The sequence below is a fragment of the Micromonospora okii genome, assembly GCF_020884795.1.
GTDB classification, from domain to species: Bacteria; Actinomycetota; Actinomycetes; order Mycobacteriales; family Micromonosporaceae; genus Micromonospora; species Micromonospora okii.
In genome coordinates this window covers 60,648-79,210 of record NZ_BBZF01000021.1, presented here as the reverse complement: position 1 = coordinate 79,210, position 18,563 = coordinate 60,648, and the positions used below count along the sequence as shown (strand labels likewise).

At 77.8% G+C, this 18,563-nt stretch carries 5 protein-coding genes; all 5 read left to right on the top strand.

What is annotated here, in order from left to right; all coding sequences use genetic code 11:
• Window positions 1-468: 468 nt before the first annotated feature.
• Genes LPU43_RS20320 through LPU43_RS20300 form a run of 5 tightly spaced genes read left to right on the top strand, consistent with a single transcriptional unit; the run spans window position 469 to window position 18,536 of the window.
• The gene (locus LPU43_RS20320) at window positions 469-4,026 is read left to right on the top strand and encodes an AMP-binding protein (protein WP_229402072.1); all 3,558 of its coding nucleotides are present in this window, start codon (window positions 469-471) and stop codon (window positions 4,024-4,026) included.
• Window positions 4,023-7,199 (top strand): thioesterase domain-containing protein, encoded by a 3,177-nt coding sequence (locus LPU43_RS20315; RefSeq protein WP_229402071.1) that lies wholly within the window; start codon window positions 4,023-4,025, stop codon window positions 7,197-7,199. Before LPU43_RS20320 ends, LPU43_RS20315 begins: the two co-directional genes overlap by 4 nt.
• A complete protein-coding gene (locus LPU43_RS20310; protein WP_229402070.1) occupies window positions 7,196-9,505 on the top strand; it encodes a lantibiotic dehydratase in 2,310 nt (769 codons plus the stop codon). Before LPU43_RS20315 ends, LPU43_RS20310 begins: the two co-directional genes overlap by 4 nt.
• Window positions 9,502-13,020: a non-ribosomal peptide synthetase gene (locus LPU43_RS20305; RefSeq protein ID WP_229402069.1), complete on the top strand. Its 3,519-nt coding sequence runs from the start codon at window positions 9,502-9,504 to the stop codon at window positions 13,018-13,020. Before LPU43_RS20310 ends, LPU43_RS20305 begins: the two co-directional genes overlap by 4 nt.
• Window positions 13,021-13,034: 14 nt before the next feature.
• Window positions 13,035-18,536, top strand: a complete 5,502-nt coding sequence (locus LPU43_RS20300; RefSeq protein ID WP_229402068.1) for a type I polyketide synthase — start codon at window positions 13,035-13,037, stop codon at window positions 18,534-18,536.
• Window positions 18,537-18,563 lie beyond the last annotated feature (27 nt).

Genomic DNA, 18,563 nt, shown 5'->3' with positions numbered 1-18,563 from the left:
GGCGACATGGAGTCGCCCGACGGCGACGAGCGTGCGCGCCCCGGCCCGCGCCGGCCCGCCCCGGCGCGGGCCGGCGCGCGGCCCACACCGGCGCGCGGCCCACCGGCGCGCGGCCCACACCGGCGCGCGGCCCACCGGCGCGCGGCCCACCGGCGCGCGGCCCACCGGCGCGCGGCCCACCGGCGCGCGGCCCGCCCCGCCCGGCGGCCCCGTTCCTGAGTCGCAGGTCAGGGGATTGCTCATCGGAGAAACGCCGCCCAGCAGGGGATTTGGCCAAAAAATAACTCGCCGTTCGGGCATTCGGTCGAAACTTTTCAACGACCTGAACGACTGATCGGATGAACTCGCCGACCGTCCCGGGTGGACTCCTCGACCCTTCGGTCCGACTCCGGATCGGTGATCTTGATGTCGGGGTGCGCGGCCATATGCTGCATCCATTGTGTAGCCGTGAAGGGGACCGTGAACACAGTGAGTGGAGCCGCAGGCCCGTCGGCGGTGCCGCGACCCGGGCCCACTGACGTGGAAGCCCGCACCGTCATCGAACGATTCGCCCGCCTCGCGGCCGAGCTGCCGACCCGTTCGGCGCTGCTCGGCGAGGGGCCGGCGGTCAGCTACGCCGATCTCGCCGCCGCCGCCGGGGGCCAGGCCGCGCTGCTCACCGCCGCCGGGGCCCGCCCCGGTGACCGGGTCGCCCTGCTCACCCCGCACGGCGCGCCCACCGTCGCCGCGATCCTCGGCACGCTCGCGGCCGGCTGCGCGTACGTGCCGCTGGACCCGAGCTTCCCCGTCGACCGGCTGCGGCACATGCTCGCCGCCGCCGAGGCGCGCGCCGTGCTGGCCGCCCCGCAGCACGAGGAGCTGGCCGCCCGGCTGACCGCCGGGCGCCCCGACGCCGCTGGGCTGACGGCCGAGTGCCCCGACGTCGCCGTGCTGAGCACCGACACCGCGGCGACCGCGCCGCTGCGCCCGGTGGCCGTCGACCCCGACGCCCTGGCGTACGTGCTGTTCACCTCCGGCTCGACCGGGCTGCCCAAGGCCGTCGGGCAGACCCACCGCAACCTCGCCCACGTCGTCGACAACCAGATCGCCAGCCTCGGCATCGGCCCGGACGACCGGCTCAGCCTGCTCGCCTCGTTCAGCTTCGACGCGGCCATCCCCGACCTGTACCCGGCCCTGCTCACCGGTGCCGCCGTCGTCCCGGTCGACCTGCGCCGGCACGGCCTCGCCCACGCCACCGACCTGCTCGCCCGGCACGGCGTCACCGTCTACCACTCCACCCCGACCGTCTACCGGTTCCTGCTCGACACCCTCGGCGACCGGCGGCTGGACACGGTGCGGGCGGTGCTGCTCGGCGGCGAGCAGGTCACCTTCGCCGACGCCGCCCGGGGCCGGGGCCGCTTCGCCCCCGACTGCGTGCTGGTCAACGGCTACGGCGCGACCGAGGCGACGTTCGTCGCCCGGCACGCGCTGGCGCTGGCCGACGCGGACCCAACCGCCGCCGGCCCGCTGCCGATCGGCGTCGCGCTCCCCGGCTACGCGGTGGACCTGGCGCCGGAGACCGGCGAGATCGTGGTGCGCGGGCGGCACGTCGCCCCCGGTTACCTCGACCGCGCCGACGACCGGTTCCGCCGCGAGTCCGACGGGGTGTGGTCCTACCGGACCGGGGACCTTGGGGCGCGGCTGCCCGGCGGCGAGCTGGTCTGCCTCGGCCGGCTCGACCGCCAGGTGAAGGTGCGCGGGCACCGCGTCGAGCTGACCGAGGTCGAGGCCGCCCTCGCCGCGCAGCCCGGCGTCGGCCCGGTCCGCGCCGTCGTCCGCGACGGCGAGCTGCTCGCGTACGCCCGGCCGGCCGGCGGGGCCCTCGACCCGGCGGCCCTGCGCGCCGCCCTCGCCCGGCGGCTGCCGGAGTACGCGCTGCCCCGCGCCGTCGTGGTGGTCGACGAGTTCCCGCTCACCGTCACCGGCAAGATCGACGAGCGGGCGCTGCCCGACCCGGACGCCGCCGTGGCGACGGGGGAGGGGCCGGCCACCGCCACCGAGTGGGCCGTGCACGACATCTGGTGCGCGGTGCTGGGCCGCCCGGCGGTCGCCCGCACCGCCGGCTTCTTCGACGTCGGCGGCCAGTCGCTGCTGCTCAACGTGGTGCAGCAGCGCCTCGCCGACCGCTTCGGCGTGCGGCTGCCCCTGGCCCGGCTGCTGGAGAGCCCCACGATCGAGGCGCAGGCCCGCCTCCTCGACGCCCCGCCCGCGCCCGCCAGCACCCCGGTCGCGCCGGCCCCGGCCGCCCCGGCCGCCGCCGCCCGCGAGTACACCGGCGACGAGATCGCGGTGGTGGGGATCGCCGGCCGCTTCCCCGGCGCCCCGGACGTCGCCACCTTCTGGTGGAACCTCTGCGCCGGGGTCGACTCCGTCCACGACCACACCGAGGAGGAGCTGGTCGCCCTCGGCATCGGCCCCCGGCTGCTCGCCGACCCCCGGCACGTCCGGGCCGCCGGCCGCCTCGACGACGTGGCCGACTTCGACGCCGACTTCTTCGGCTTCGGCGAGCCGGAGGCCGCCCGCACCGACCCGCAGCACCGGCTGTTCCTGGAGAGCGCGTGGGAGGCGCTGGAGGACGCCGGGCACGACCCGTCCCGCTTCCCCGGCCTGGTCGGCGTGTACGCCGCCGCCTCCGCGAACCGGTACTTCCTGTTCCACCTCATGGACAACCCGGCCGTGGTGGGCGACGTCGACCCCGACGACTGGGAGGCCCGGCTGATCGGCCGGCAGGCCACCGACCACCTGCCCGGCCAGGTCGCGTACCGCCTCGGGCTCACCGGCCCGGCCCTGGCCGTGCAGAGCGCCTGCTCCAGCTCGCTGGTCGCGGTCTGCGTCGCCGCCCAGAGCCTCGCCGACTACCAGTGCGACATCGCCCTGGCCGGCGGGGTGAACGTGACCTGGCCCCGGTACCGGCACACCCCCGGCGGGCTGGCCTCCCCGGACGGCCGGTGCCGCGCCTTCGACGAGGCCGCCGACGGCGCCGGTTTCGGCTCCGGCGTCGGCGTGGTCGCGCTGCGCCGACTGGCCGACGCCCAGGCCGACGGGGACCGGATCTACGCGCTGCTGCCCGGCTGGGCGGTCACCAACGACGGCGCGGACCGGGCCGGCTTCGCGGTCCCCGGCCCCGCCGGGCAGGCCGCTGCCGTGGCCGGCGCGCTCGCCGCCGCCGAGGTCGACCCCGGCGAGGTCCGCCTCGTCGAGGCGCACGGCAGCGGCACCCCGCTCGGCGACGCCCTGGAGGTCGCCGCCCTGCACGAGGTGTACGCCGGCGCCGCGCCCGCCGAGTCCTGCGCGCTCGGCTCGGTCAAGACCAACATCGGCCACCTCGACGCCGCCGCCGGCATCGCCGGGCTGATCAAGACGGTGCTCGCCGTGCAGCACGGCGTCGTACCGCCGAACCTGCACTTCACCCGCCCGCACCCGGAGATCGACCTCGCCGCCGGCCCGTTCCACGTGCCGACGAAGGCCCGGGACTGGCCGCAGGCGGCGCGCCGGGTGGCCGGGGTCAGCTCGTTCGGCCTCGGCGGCACCAACGCGCACGTGATCGTCGAGCAGCCGCCACCCGTCGAGCCGGCGGACGCCCCGGACGCGGGGGCGTACCTGCTGCCGGTGTCGGCGCGCACCCCGGCGGCGCTGCGGGAAGCGCTGACCCGGCTGCGGCGGCACCTGGCCGGCGCGGCCCCGGCGCTGGGCGAGGTGGCCGCCACCCTGGCGCTCGGCCGCCGCGAGTTCGCCCACCGGGCGGCGGTCGTCGCCACCGACCTCGCCGGCGCCCTCGCCGGCCTCGACGCCCTGCTCGACGGCGACGAGCGGCTCGCCGGCCCGGCCGGCGAGCTGCGGGACCTGGCCGCGGGCTGGGTGGCCGGCGGCGCCGTCGACTGGGCGGCCCTGCACCCGGCGGGCGGCGTGCGACGCGCGGGCCTGCCCACCTACCCGTTCCAGCGCCGGCGGCACTGGATCGATCCCCCAGCGAGAGGTGCTCGGTGAACTGGTTCGTCTCGGCCGGGAGCCGCCCCACGGCGCCCGTGCGGCTGTTCTGCCTGCCCTACGCGGGGGGCGGCGCGAGCACGTTCCGTGGCTGGCAGGAGGCCCTCGGCGACGACGTCGAGGTGCTGCCCGTGCAGCTTCCCGGCCGGGAGAACCGGATCGGGGAGGACCCGCGCTTCACCGTCGCCGAGGTGACCGCCGCCGTGGCGGGGCGGGCCGACCGGCCGTACGTCCTCTACGGGCACTCGATGGGCGGGCGGGTCGCCTTCGAGGTGGTCCGCGAGCTGCGCCGCACCGGCGGGCCCCTGCCGCTGCGGCTCTACGTGGGCGGCGCGCGGGCCCCGCACGTCGACGACGCCAGCCTCTTCGACGGGCTCTCCGAGGCCGACGACGACGAGCTGCTGCGCCGCCTCGGCGACGGCGGCGGGCTGCCGGCCGGCGTGCTGGAGCACCCCGAGCTGGTGGAGCTGCTGCTGCCGCTGCTGCGCGCCGACTTCGGCCGGGTCGACGGGTACCGGTACGTCCCGGGCGAGCCGCTGCCCGTGCCGATCGTGGCGTTCCACGGGCGCACCGACCGGGCGGTCAGCCGCGCGCAGAGCGCCGCGTGGGAGCGGCACACCGCCGCCGGGTTCACCCTGCACGAGATCGACGGCGGGCACTTCTTCGCGCAGGACCGCCTCCCCGAGCTGGCCGCCGCGATCCGCGCCGACCTGGCCGGCGTCGACCTGACCGGCACCGAACCGACCACCGCCGTCCCGAGCACCGCCGCCCTGACCGTTCCGGCCGGCCGGCCCGCCGCCGTCGGTGACGCCGGGGCGGACGGGACCGCGCCGACCCCGGGCGGCACCGGCACGGCGTCGGGCGCGCACCGGGTGCCGCTGGGCGACACCGGCTGGTCGGTGTGGCGCGACGCCATCCTGCGTACCACCGGCTTCCCCGCCGTCGGGCTCACCGAGCTGGGCGCCCCGCAGGCCGCCGCCGCGGCCGACGAGCTGCTCGCCACGGGGGGCGGGCGGGAGCGGTTCGACAAGGAGTTCGCCGAGGCGGTCACCGCCTCCGCCGGCCGGCTCAGCGAACTCGCCGCCGACCCGCTGCTGCGCGAGGCCGTGACCTGGCAGAACCGCGGCGCCCTGCTCGCCCTCGACGGGCTGGCCCGGGGCGGCGCGGACGCGCCCCGCAACGTGCGCCGCCGCGACCGCGAGCGGGCCCTGCTGAAGTACTGGCAGCGCTACTGCGGCAAGAACGAGACCGTCGGCTTCTTCGGCCCGAGCTGCTGGGTGACCCTCGACCCGGAGGAGCCCGGGACCGCCCGGGTGCGGCCCGGGGCGGGGCTGACCCGGCGGCGCTGGGTGTGGTTCGAGTCGTGGGCGCTCTCCGCGTACGCCGACCGGATCGGCGCGGACCTGGCCGTGCGGCGGTGGTGGCCGCCGATGCTCCAGCCCCACCTGAGCCTGCGCGGCCGGACCGTGCTGCGGCCCGGTCGCCCCCCGGTCGCCCTCACCGCCGTGGAGGCGGCCCTGCTCGCCGCCGCCGACGGCCACCGCCCCGCCCGGGACCTGGTCGCCGACCCGGCGCTCGGGCTGCGCCGCCCCGACGACGGGTACACCCTGCTCGACCGCCTCGTCGAGCGGGAGCTGATCACCTGGGACGCCAACCTGCCCGTCGCCCCCGAGGCCGAGGCGGCGCTGGTGGCCCGGATCGACGCCATCGGCGACGAGCCCGCCCGCCGGGCCGCCCGCGCCGGCCTGGACCGGCTGCGCGCCGCCCGCGACGAGGTGGCCGACGCGGCCGGCGACCCGGACCGGTTGCGCGCCGCCCTCGACCGGCTCGACGAGACGTTCACCGAGCTGACCGGCCAGCCGGCCCGCCGCCGCGCCGGCCAGATGTACGCCGGGCGCACCCTCTGCTACGAGGACACCGCCCGCGACCTCGACGTGGTCTTCGGCGCCCCGCTGCTGGCCGACCTGGCCGCCCCCCTCGCGGTGCTGCTGCGGGCCGCCCGCTGGCTGGCCGACGAGCTGGAGGAGGCGTACGGGGCGGCGTTCCGCGAGCTCTACGACGAGCTGCGCGCCGAGGCCGGCGACGGCCCCGTCTCCCTGGCCGACCTGTGGTTCCTCGCCCAGGGCATGTTCTGGGGCACCGGCGAGCGGCCCGTCGACGGGGTCGCCACCGAGTTCGCCGCCCGCTGGGCCGGGCTGTTCGGCCTGGCGGAGCTGCCCGCCGACGTCACCGAGGTGCGGCTGAGCGCCGCCGACCTGGCCGCCCGGGTCGCCGAGGTGTTCCCGGCCCGCCCCACCCGGTGGAGCAGCGGCCGGCTGCACAGCCCCGACCTGCAGATCTGCGCCACCGACGCCGACGCGCTCGCCCGGGGCGACTACACCGTCGTGCTCGGCGAGCTGCACGCCGCCTGGCCGTCGTTCGACTGCCAGGTCTTCACCCCGTCGCACCCCGACGTGGCGCGGCTGCGCGAGGCCCTCGCCGAGGACCTCGGGCAGGAGCGCGTGCGGCTGCTCTTCCCCAGCGACTGGCCCCGGCGCACCAGCCGCACCGCCGAGGCGCTGACCGGCCCCACCGACCGGCAGCTCGCGTTCCTGCCCGCGCCGGGCGTGGACCCGGACCGGGTGCTGCCCACCGTGGACCTGACCGTCTCCGAATCCGACGGCCGGCTCGTGGCCACCGCCGTGGACGGGACCCGCTGGGCGCTCACCGAGGTCTTCGCCGGGCTGCTCAGCGCCCACGCGGTCGACGGGTTCAAGCTGGTTGCCGCCGCGCCGTACACGCCCCGGATCGTGCTGGACCGGCTCGTGGTGGCCCGGCGCACCTGGCGCACCACGGTGGGGGAGTGCGGCCTGGCCGACGTCACCGACGAGCGGGACCGCTTCCTGGCCGTGCGCCGCTGGCGGCGCGAGCGGGGCCTGCCCGAGCTGGTGTACGTCAAGCTCGGCACCGAGACGAAGCCCTGCTTCGTGGACCTGGGCAGCCCCGCGTACGCCGCCATGTTCGCCGCGATGGTCCGGGCCGCCCGCACCGACGGCGGGGACGCGGTGTCGCTGACCGTCAGCGAGATGCTGCCCACCCCCGACGACGCCTGGGTGCCCGACGCCGCCGGCCGGCGCTACCTCAGCGAGCTGCGCCTGCACATCGTCGACGACGAGGGGCGGGCCGGGGAGTGAGCCACCTGCTGCCGCTGGGCGACACCGGCTGGTCGGTGTGGCGGGACGTGCTGCTGCGCACCGCCGGCTTCCCCGCCGCCGGCCTCGACCGCTTCGCCGCGCCCCGGGCCGCCGCGACCGCCGACGCGCTGCTGGCCGGCGCGGGCACCGAGGCGGCGTACCGCGAGGAACTGGCCGAGGCGTTCGCCCGCTCCTCCGCCGTGCTCGGCGAGGTCTGCGCCGACCCCCTCGTCCGCGAGGCGGTCACCTGGCAGAACCCGGAGATGCTGGTCGCCCTCGACGGGCTGCTGCGCACCGACCCGGCCGTGCGCAACAAGCCCCGCCGCAAGCGGGAGATCGCCGTGCTGCGGTACTGGCAGCGCTACTGCGGCAAGGCCGAGACCATCGGCTTCTTCGGGCCGGTCTGCTGGGGCGCCTTCGACCCGGCCACCCCGCACACCCGGCTCACGCCGGGGCCCGGCCTGACCGCCCGGCGCGAGGTGCGCTTCGAGGCGTGGGCGCTGACCGCGTACGCCGACCGGCTCGCCGAGGACCCGGCGGCGCGCCGCTGGTGGGCCCCGGTGCGCCCGCCCCACCTGACCATCGACGGGCGGCGGCTGCACCGGCCGCTGCACCCGCCGGTCGAACTCTCCGCCGTGGAGGCCCGGCTGCTGGTCGACTGCGACGGCCGCACCCCGGCCGGGGAGCTGGTGGAGCGGCTCTGCGCCGACGGCCAGGCCGGCCTGCGCCGCGCCGACGACGGGTACCTGCTGCTGCACCGGCTCGTCGAGCGCGGCCTGCTCACCTGGGACACCGGCCTGCCCAACAGCCCCCGCGCCGAGGCCGTGCTGGCCGAGCGGATCGCCGCCGTCGGCGACCCGGAGCTGCGGGCCGGGCTGGCCGCCGCCCTCGACCGGCTCCGGGCCGCCCGCGACGCGGTGGCCGACGCCGCCGGTGACCCGGACCGGCTGGCCGCCGCCCTCGCCGCCCTGAACGCCGAGTTCACCGCCGTCACCGGGCGGCCGGCCACCCGGCACGGCGGCCAGATGTACACCGGCCGCACCCTCGTCTTCGAGGAGACCTCCCGTGACCTGGAGTTCGCGGTCGGCTCGGCCGTCGTCGACGCCCTCGCCGCGCCCCTGGCGATCGTGCTGCGGGCCGCCCGTTGGCTCACCGCCGAGATCGGCACGGCCTGCGAGCGGGTCCTCGGCGAGCTGCACGCCGAGCTGGCCGCCGACGGGCCGGTCCGGCTGGCCGACATGTGGTCCCTCGCGCAGGGCCTCATCCTCGCCCCGGACGGCCCCGTCGCGGTCGCCAGCGCCGGCTTCACCGCCCGCTGGGCCGAGCTGTTCGGGCTCGCCGCCGTCCCCGCCGGCCAGGCCGAGCTGCGGCTGGCGAGCGCCGACCTGGCCCCCCGGGCCGAGGCGCTGTTCCCGGCCGACGCCCCGGGCTGGCCCACCGCCCGGGTGCACAGCCCCGACGTGCAGGTCGCCGCGGCCAGCGTCGAGGCGCTCAACGCCGGCGACTTCCAGCTCGTCCTCGGCGAGCTGCACCCGGCGACCACGCCGTTCGACAGCGCCGTGTTCGCCCCGTTCCACCCCGACCCGGCGGCCCTGCGCGCCGGCGTCGACGCCGACCTCGGGCCGGCCCGGCTGCGGCTGCTGCCCCCCGAGGGCTTCCCCCGGCAGACCACCCGCACCACCTGGCACCTGCGCGGCCCGGCCGACCGCCAGGTCGGCGTCGACACCGCCCGGGGCGCGGACGTGACCGAGCTGGTCCCGTCCAGCGCCGTGCGGGTGGAGTCGACCGCCGGCCGCCTGGAGGCGGTGCTGCCCGACGGGGCCCGGTGGCCGCTCGTGGAGGTCTTCGCGAACCTCCTCGGCGCGCTGCTGCTGGACAGCTTCAAGCTGCTCGCCCCGGCCCCCACCACGCCCCGGATCACCATCGACCGGCTGGTCGTGGCCCGGCAGACCTGGCGCACCACCGTCGCCGACAGCGGCCTGGCCGGCGTGACCGGCGAGGCCGAGCGGTACCTGGCGGTGCGCCGCTGGCGGCAGCGCCTCGGCCTGCCCGAGCGGGTCTTCGTCAAGATCGGCACCGAGGTCAAGCCCTGCTACGTCGACCTGACCGGCCCGCTGTACGCCCAGTCGCTCTGCGCGATGGCCGACGCCGCCGTCCGGACCGCCCCGGACGCCTCGCTCACCGCCAGCGAACTGCTGCCCGCGCCCTCCGACGCCTGGGTGACCGACGCCGCCGGGCGCGGCCACGTCAGCGAACTGCGACTCCAGATCACCGATCCCGCCACCTACCGGGGAGACCACGGGTGACCGACATCCTGTCCGCCAGCGCCGTCCAGGCCGAGCCGCTGCCCTGGCCCGACGCCACGCTGGCCGAGCTGATCGCCGCCCAGGCCGCCCGGACCCCCGACGCGGTCGCGGTCCGCCAGTGGGACGACCGGCTCACCTACCGGGAGCTGGTCGACCGGGCCGCCGGCGTGGCCGCCGCCCTGCGCGTCCGGGGCGTGGGCCGGCAGACCCGCGTCGGGGTGTGCGCCGAGCGCCGGCCCGACCTGGTGGTCACCGTCCTCGGCGTGCTGCTGGCCGGCGGCTGCTACGTGCCGCTGGAGCCGGGCGGCCCCCGCGCGCGGCTGCGCGCCATCGCCGCCGACGCGGGGGTGCGGATCGTCGTCGGCGACGCCGCCGCCGCCGAGTTCGGCGACGCGCCCGGCGTCGAGACCGTCGCCCCGCCCGGCCCCGCCCCGCTGGCCGCCTGCCCGGCGCGCCCCGGCGACCCGGCGTACGTGCTGTTCACCTCCGGCTCCACCGGCCGGCCCAAGGGCGTGCTGGTCAGCCACCGCAACGTCGTCGAGTTCGCCACCGGCTGCGCGGCGCTCACCGGCGCGGACGCCGCCACCCGCGCCCTCGGCGTGGCCTCCCTCGGCTTCGACGCCGCCGTCATCGACCTGTTCGTGCCGCTGCTGCTCGGCGGCGCGGTGCAGCTCGTCGGCGCAGACGACCGGGCGGACCCGGCCCGGCTGACCCGGTTCATCGCCGACCACGGGGTGAACTTCGGCTTCATGACCCCGACCGTGCTCTCCACCCTCGACCCGGCCGAGGTGCCCGGCTGGCGCACCGTGCTCTGCGGCGGCGAGGCCGTCCCCGCCGAGCTGGCCGCCCGCTGGGCGCCCGGCCGCCGGTTCCACAACGGCTACGGCCCCACCGAGACCACCGTGCTGGCGGTCAGCGGCGAGCTGACCGGCGCGGAGGCCGACCCGGTGCCGATCGGCGCGCCGCTGCCCAACCACCGCGCGTACGTGGTCGACGCCGACCTGCGGCCCGTGCCGCCGGGGGAGACCGGCGAGCTGCTGATCGGCGGCCCCGGCCTGGCCGACGGCTACCTGAACCGGCCCGGCCTGACCGCCGAGCGGTTCGTGCCCGACCCGTTCTCCGGGCTGCCCGGCCAGCGGCTGTACCGCACCGGCGACCTGGTCACCCAGGCCCCCGACGGGCGGCTGGTCTACCTCGGCCGGGCCGACCGGCAGGTCAAGATCAGAGGGCAGCGCATCGAGCTGGGCGAGGTCGAGGCCGTCCTGGCGGGGCTGCCCGGCGTCGACCGGGTCGCCGTCGAGGCCGTCGACGGGCCGGCCGGCGCGGAGCTGGTCGCGTTCCTCGCCCCCGCCGACGCCCCCGACGACGCGGCGCTGCGCGCGTACGCCGAGCCCCGGCTGACCGCCGCGATGCGCCCCGCCCGCACGCTGCGCCTGGCGGCGCTGCCGGTCAGCCCCACCACCGGCAAGCTGGACCGGCCGGCGCTGCGGGCCCTCGCCGCCACCGCCCGCCCCGCGCCCGCCGACGACGCGGTCCCGGTCGGCGACGACCCGGTCACCCGGGCCGTGGCCCGGGTCTGGGCCCGGCTGCTCGGCGCGGCCCCCGGCCCGGACACCGACTTCCTCGCCGCCGGCGGCAACTCCGTCGCCGCGATGCGGCTGGTCGCGGCGCTCCGCGCCGAGCTGGGCCGCGTCGTCGACACCCGGGACGTCTTCACCGGCCGCACCCTCGCCGGGATCGTGGAGCGGATCATCGCCGCCGCCCCCGACACGGGGGACGGGCTGACCACCGGCAACCCGCCCACCCTCTCCCCGCCGCAGCGTCGGCTGTGGTTCGTCGACCAGCTCGCCCCGTCCAGCGCGCCGTACAACATCGCGGTGGCCCACCGGCTCCGCGGCGACCTCGACGTGCCCGCCCTCGGCGTGGCCCTGCGGTCGGTCGCCGAGCGGCACGACGTGCTGCGCTGGCGCGTCCCGCAGACCGCCGGGGTGCCCTACGCGGTCCGCGAGGAGCCCACCGACGTGGCGGTGCCGGTGGTGGACCTGACCGGCGGCGCGGACCCGGAGGCGGAGCTGGCCCAGATGCTCGCCGCGGGCGCGGCCCACGCGTTCGACCTGGCCACCGGGCCGCCCTGGCAGGTGACGGTCTACCGGCTCGGCGTGGACGCGCACGTGCTGGCCGTCACCTGGCACCACGCCGTGTTCGACGGCTGGTCCGAGGCGGTCTTCTACGACGACCTCGCCACCGCGTACGCGGCGGCCGTGACCGGCGGCGACCCCACCCTGCCCGCCCTCGCCGCCACCTACGCCGACTACGCCGTGTGGCGCGCCGAGCGGGACCGCCGCCGGGGCGACGCCGACCTGGCCTGGTGGGCGGAGCACCTGCGCGGCGCGCCGACCGCGCTGGACCTGCCCCGCGACCGGCCCCGCCCCGCCGTGCAGACGTACGCGGGCGTGGAGGCCGCCGTCACCCTCCCCGCCGACGCGGACCGGGCGGTGCGGGCCCTGGCCGAGCGGCGCGGCACCGGCGTCGCCGCCGTGCTGCTGGCCGCCCTCGGCGAGCTGCTGTCCCGCCTCACCGGCGGCGACGACCACGTGCTCGGCGCGATCGTCGCCGACCGGCGGCTGGCCGCGTTCGACGACGTCGTCGGGTTCTTCATCGACACCGTCCCGGTGCGGGTCCGCACCGGCGGGGCGAGCTTCGCCGAGCTGGTCGACCGCTGCGCCGCCGAGCTGCACGAGGTCACCGCCCACCCCGGCGCGCCGCTGGAACGCATCGTCGAGGCGCTCGGCGTCGGCCGGGACACCTCCCGGGCGCCGCTGGTGCAGGTGCTGTTCAACGTGCTCAACTTCGCCCCGCCGAAGCTGGCGTTGGCCGGGCTGGCCACCGAGTCGGTGCCCGTGCCGAAGCCCGGCTCCCCGTTCGACATCACCGTCTACGTGGTGGAGCGGGGCGGCCGGCTCGGCGTCGAGGTGGTGCACAACCCCGACCTGTTCGACGCCGACCGGATCGACGCCCTGCTGGCCGACCTCGCGGCCCTGGCGGGCGCCCTCGCCGCCGCCGCGGACGCGCCCGCCGCCGAGGTGGGCGCCGAGCTGCCCCGGCCCGCCGTACGCACCGCCCGGCTCGGCGCGATGACCGTCGCCGCGCCCGCCGAGCCGGCGCGGGCGGTGGCGCTGCCGGCCGGCCCGGACGCGCCCACCGACACCGAGGAGCTGATCGCCGGCATCTGGCGGGAGGTCCTGGAACGGGACCGCGTCGGCGTCACCGACAACTTCTTCGACATCGGCGGGCACTCGCTCGCCCTGGCCGCCGTGCACGCCCGGCTGACCGCCGCCACCGGCCGGTCGATCGCGATGCTCGACCTCTTCCGCCACCCCACCGTGCGGGCCCTCGCCGCGCACCTCGACGGCGCGGCCGACCGGCCCGAACTCGCCCGCGCCGCGCTGCGCGCCGCCGCCCGGCGCAGCCGCACCCGACGTATCCCTCCCCGCCGCCCCGGCGGCACCGCGTGATGAAGGACAACCCCATGGACAACGCGATCGCAACCGACGAACCCGCCGCCGACGGCATCGAGCCGATCGCGATCGTCGGGCTGGCCGCCCGCCTGCCCGGCGCCGCCGACGTGCGCGAGTTCTGGCGCAACCTGGTCGACGGCGTCGAGTCGGTCACCGAGCTCAGCCGCGAGGAGCAGCTCGCCCGTGGCGTCAGCGCCGAGGAGGTCGACGACCCGGGCTGGGTGCACAAGGCGCCGCTGGTCGACGGCTACGACCGGTTCGACGCCGGCCTGTTCGGCATGACCGACCGGGAGGCCGAGGTCACCGACCCGCAGCACCGGCTGTTCCTGGAGAGCTGCTACGGCGCCCTCTCCGACGCCGGCTACGACCCGGCCCGCTACGAGGGCTCCATCGGCGTGTACGCCGGCACCGGCGGCAACACCTACCTGCACAAGTACGTGCAGCGCAACAAGCGCGTCGGCGGCAACCCGCACCACTCGGTCTCCCTCGCCACCAGCAACTCGCCCAACTACGTGGCGACCAACGTGTCGTACCGGCTGGACCTGCGCGGGCCGAGCATGACCGTGCACACCGCCTGCTCCACCTCCCTCGTGGCGTTCCACCTCGCCTGCGAGGCGCTGCGCAACGGCGAGTGCGACATGGCCCTGGCCGGCGGCGTCAACATCGAGCTGCCGCACGCCGGCTACCTCGGCATGGACGGCTTCACCTCCCCCGACGGCCGGTGCCGGCCGTTCGACGCCGAGGCCAACGGCACCGTGTGGGGCAGCGGCGTGGGGGTGACCCTGCTCAAGCGGCTCTCCGAGGCGATCGCCGACGGCGACCACATCCGCGCCGTGGTGCTCGGCAACGCCATCAACAACGACGGCGCCGGCAAGGTCGGCTTCACCGCGCCCAGCGTGGACGGGCAGACGGAGGCCGTCGCCCAGGCCGTCGCGATGGCCGGGGTCGACCCGCGCACCATCACCTACGTCGAGGCGCACGGCACCGGCACCGCGATGGGCGACCCGATCGAGGTCGCCGCCCTCTCCGCCGTGTACGGCGAGGACACCGACGAGCGGGGCTGGTGCGGCATCGGCTCGGTCAAGTCCAACATCGGCCACCTCAGCCAGCCCTCCGGCATCGTCAGCGTGATCAAGACGGTGCTGGCGATGGAGCACGGGCTGATCCCGCCGACCATCAACTACGAGACCCCGAACCCGGCGATCGACTTCGCCGACACCCCGTTCTACGTGGCGAACACCCTCACCAAGTGGGACACCGACGGGCTGCCCCGCCGGGCGGGCGTCAGCTCCTTCGGTATCGGCGGCACCAACGCGCACGTCGTGCTGGAGGAGGCGCCGGAGGCGAACCGGACCGACCGGCGGGTGCCCCCCGCGCACCTGCTGACCGTGTCGGCGAAGACCGGCAGCGCCCTGGCGGCCGCCGTGGAGCGGCTCGCCGAGCACCTCGACGGCAACCCCGAGGGCGGCGCGGCGCACCTCGCCGACGTCGCCCACACCCTGCGCGTCGGCCGCCAGCAGTACGCCCACCGGGCCGCCGTGGTCGCCGCCGACCTGCCCGACGCCGTCGCCGCCCTGCGCGCCCCGCGCCGCCGGCTGACCGGCGTCGCCGACGGGCCCGCGCCCCGCGTCGGGTTCCTCTTCTCCGGCCAGGGCTCCCAGTACGTCGGCATGGGCGCGCAGCTCTACGCCGAGGAGCCGGGCTACGCGGCCGTCGTGGACGAGTGCGCCGAGCTGCTCCGCGCCGAGCTGGGCCTGGACATCCGCGACCTGATCCTCGGCCGCGACCCGGAGGCCGCCGAGAAGCTCCTCCAGACCCGCTACACCCAGCCGGCCCTCTTCGTCGTCGAGTACGCCCTGGCCACCCACTGGCAGCGCAGCGGCGTCCGGCCGGCGGCGATGATCGGGCACTCCATCGGCGAGTACGTCGCCGCGACCGTCGCCGGGGTGCTCGACCTGCCGGACGCGCTGCGGGTCGTCGCCGCCCGGGGCCGGCTCATGCAGTCCCTGCCGGCCGGGTCGATGCTGGCCGTCCCGCTGGACGAGTCGGCGGTCGCCGACCTGCTGCCCGAGGGCGTCTCCGTCGCCACCGTCAACGGCCCCGGCACCTGCGTGGTGGCCGGCGAGTCGGACGCGGTCGCCGCGTTCGCCGAGACGCTGAAGAGCACCCGCAAGGTCAAGAGCAAGGCGCTGCGCACCTCGCACGCGTTCCACTCGCCGATGACCGACCCGATCCTCGCCGAGTTCACCGCGCTGATGGCCACCGTGCCGCTGCGGGCGCCGAAGATCCCGTTCCTGTCCAACGTCACCGGCACCTGGATCACCGAGGCGCAGGCCACCGACCCGGCGTACTGGGCGGCGCACCTGCGCCAGCCGGTGCGCTTCGGCGACTGCGTGGCCGCCCTGCTCGCCGAGGGCACCTGGGCGCTGGTCGAGTGCGGCCCCGGCCGGCAGCTCGCCAACCTGGCCCGGATGCAGGTCGCCAAGGGCTCGCCGGAGCAGCGCGCCCTCGTCCCGCTGGGCAGCCTGCCCGGCCCGGGTGAGCAGGGCGGCGACCTGGCCGTCCTGCTCGCCACCGCCGGGTCGCTGTGGTGCGCGGGCGTGGGCGTGCGCGCCGACGCCGACCCGGCCGCCCGGCGGGTGCCGCTGCCGACGTACCCGTTCGAGCGCCGCCGCCACTGGGTCGACCCGGACCCGATGGAGCAGGTCGCCGCCGCGCCCGCCGAGACCGGCCCCCGGGCGCTGCCCGAGTGGTTCGCCGTGCCGGTGTGGCGTCAGGCCGCCCCCGCGCCGGCCACCGCCGCGCCCGGTCGCTGCCTGCTGCTGGTCGACGGCCCGCGCGGTGACGCGCTCGCCGCCGGCCTGCGCGCCGCCGGCGCCGAGGTCGTCGAGGTACGCGCCGGGGACGCCTTCGCCGCCACCGACGCCGGCTTCGCGCTGCGCCCCGGCGTGCGCGCCGACCACGACGCGCTGGTCGCCGCCCTCGGCGACGGCCTGCCGGGGCGGATCGTGCACGCCTTCGCCCTCGACGGCGAGCCCACCGGCACGGACATCGCCGCCGGCTGGGCCGCCCAGGACCGGGGCTTCCTCAGCGCCCTGCACCTGGTGCAGGCCCTCGCCGGGGCCGGTCGCACCGCCGAGGACGCCGCGCTCGCCCTGGACCTGGTGACCGCCGGCATCTCCGACGTGACCGGCGCGGACCTGACCCGGCCCGAGCACGCCACCCTCGCCGGCCTGGCCCGGGTGCTCCCCGCCGAGCTGCCCGGACTGGTCGTCCGGCTGCTCGACGCCGACCCCGCCGCCACCGGCGCGGAGGCGCTGGTCGCCGAGCTGCGCCGCCCGGCCGACCCGGAGCACCGGGAGGTCGCGCTGCGCGGGGTCCGCCGCTGGGTCGGCGGCTACGAGCAGGTGACGATCGACGGCGAGGCCGAGCCCGGGGCGCTGCGCGAGGGCGGCCGGTACGTCATCACCGGCGGCCTCGGCGGCATCGGCATCACCCTCGCCGAGGACTTCGCCCGGCGGGCCCGCGCGAAGCTGGTGCTGCTGGCCCGCTCCGGCCTGCCGCCGCGCGAGCGGTGGGACGACCACCTCGCCGTGCACGGCGCCGACGACCGGGCGGGCCGGGCCATCGCCGCGATCCGCCGGATGGAGGCGGCCGGCGCGTCCGTGCTGGTCCTCGCCGCCGACGTCACCGACCCGGCCGACCTGCGCCGGGTCCGCGCCGCCGCCGAGGCCGAGTTCGGCGGGATCGACGGCCTCGTGCACGCCGCCGGCCTGGCCGGCGGCGGCATGGCCGAGGTCAAGGAGCGGGCCGAGGCGGAGAAGGTGCTCGCCCCGAAGCTCGCCGGCACCCTCGCCCTCGCGCAGGTCTTCGGCGACCTGCCGATGGACTTCGTGGCGCTCTGCTCCTCCATCACCGCCGTCATCGGCGGCTTCGGCCAGGTCGACTACTGCGCGGCCAACGCCTTCCTCGACGCGCACGCCCGCTCCGGGGCGGGCTGGACCGCGCCCGTGCTGTCGCAGAACTGGGGCGGCTGGGCCGAGGTCGGCATGGCGGTGGAAACGAACGTGCCGGCCGGGTTCCGGGCGGCGAACCGGGACACCGTCACCACCGCCGTCGACCACCCGGTGCTCGCCACGAAGGTGACCGGCCCGGAGGGGACCGTGCTGCACGGCCTCGTCTCCGCCGCCACCCACTGGCTGCTCGACGAGCACCGCATCGGCGGGGTGCCGGTGGTGCCGGGCACCGCGCATCTGGAGTCCGTCCGCGCCGCCGTGGCCGCCGCCGTCCCCGCCCCCGGCCCGGACGCCGCCGTCGAGCTGCGCGACGTGGTGTTCCTGGAGCCGTTCGCGGTGCCCGAGGGCGCGGTCGCCCAGTACCGGGTGACGCTGACCGCCGCCGAGGACGGGGGCACGGAGTTCGTGGTGCAGAGCCTCACCGCCGGGGTGACCCGCACCCACGTGCGCGGCGCGGCCGGCTGGACCGTCGAGCCCACCCCGCCGCCGGTGGACGTCGCGGCGGTGGCCGCCCGCTCCCGCCGGGTCGACGACGACGCGTCGTTCGGCCGGGGCCGCACCAGCATGCTCACCTTCGGGCCGCGCTGGCGGTCCCTCGCGGCGCACCACCTCGCCGACGGCGAGGAGCTGGCCCTGGTCGAGGCGCCCGCCGAGGCCGCCGCCGACCTCGGCGCGTGGGGGCTGCACCCGGCGCTGCTGGACGTGGCCACCGCGTTCGGCCGGGGTCAGGGGAGCGGCACCTACCTGCCGCTGTCGTACGGGCGGATCGTGGTGCGCGGCGCGCTGCCGCAGCGGTTCCACAGCCACCTGCGTCACCGCGCCGGCGGCACCGACGAGGTGGTCTCCGCCGACCTGACCCTGACCGACCCCTCCGGGCGGGAGCTGGTCTCGATCAGCGACTTCGTGCTGCGCCGGGTGGAGGCCTCGGCGGTCACCGGCGGGCTCGCCGCCGAGACCACCCCGGCCCCCGAGGCGGCCCCGGCCGCCGGCGGCGCGGGGGAGGACATCCGGCCCGTGGACGGGGCGGAGGCGTTCCGCCGCAGCCTGACCGCCGGCCTCGGCCCGCAGGTGGTCATCGCCACCCGCTCGGTGGCCGACCTGCTGCGGCGGGCCACCCGGGTCACCACCGGGGCCCTGGAGGCGGAGGCCGACCCGGCGGGCCCGGCCGTCCCGGCGGCGGCCGGCGGCTCGGCCGCGCCGCGCACCGAGCTGGAGGCCACCCTCGCCGGGGTGTGGCGCGACGGCCTCGGCGTGCCGACGGTCGGCGTGGACGACGACTTCTTCGCCCTCGGCGGCAACTCCCTCGTCGCGGTGCAGCTCATCGCGGCGATGCGCAAGGCCACCGGGGTGCGGCTGCCGATGCGCAGCCTCTTCGAGACGCCCACCGTCGCCGGGCTGGCCGCGCGGATCGAGGAGCTGCGCGCCGAGGCGTCCGCCGCCGACCAGCCGGCCGCCCCGGCGGCGGCCACCAGCATCCCGCGGCTGCCCCGCGCCTGAGCACGAAGGAACAAGGGAGCACAGAAC

Bases quoted from the DNA above. Each gene is read 5' to 3' on its own strand.
- LPU43_RS20300 (WP_229402068.1), top strand. From the start codon at position 13,035: ATGGACAACGCGATCGCAACCGACGAACCCGCCGCCGACGGCATCGAG.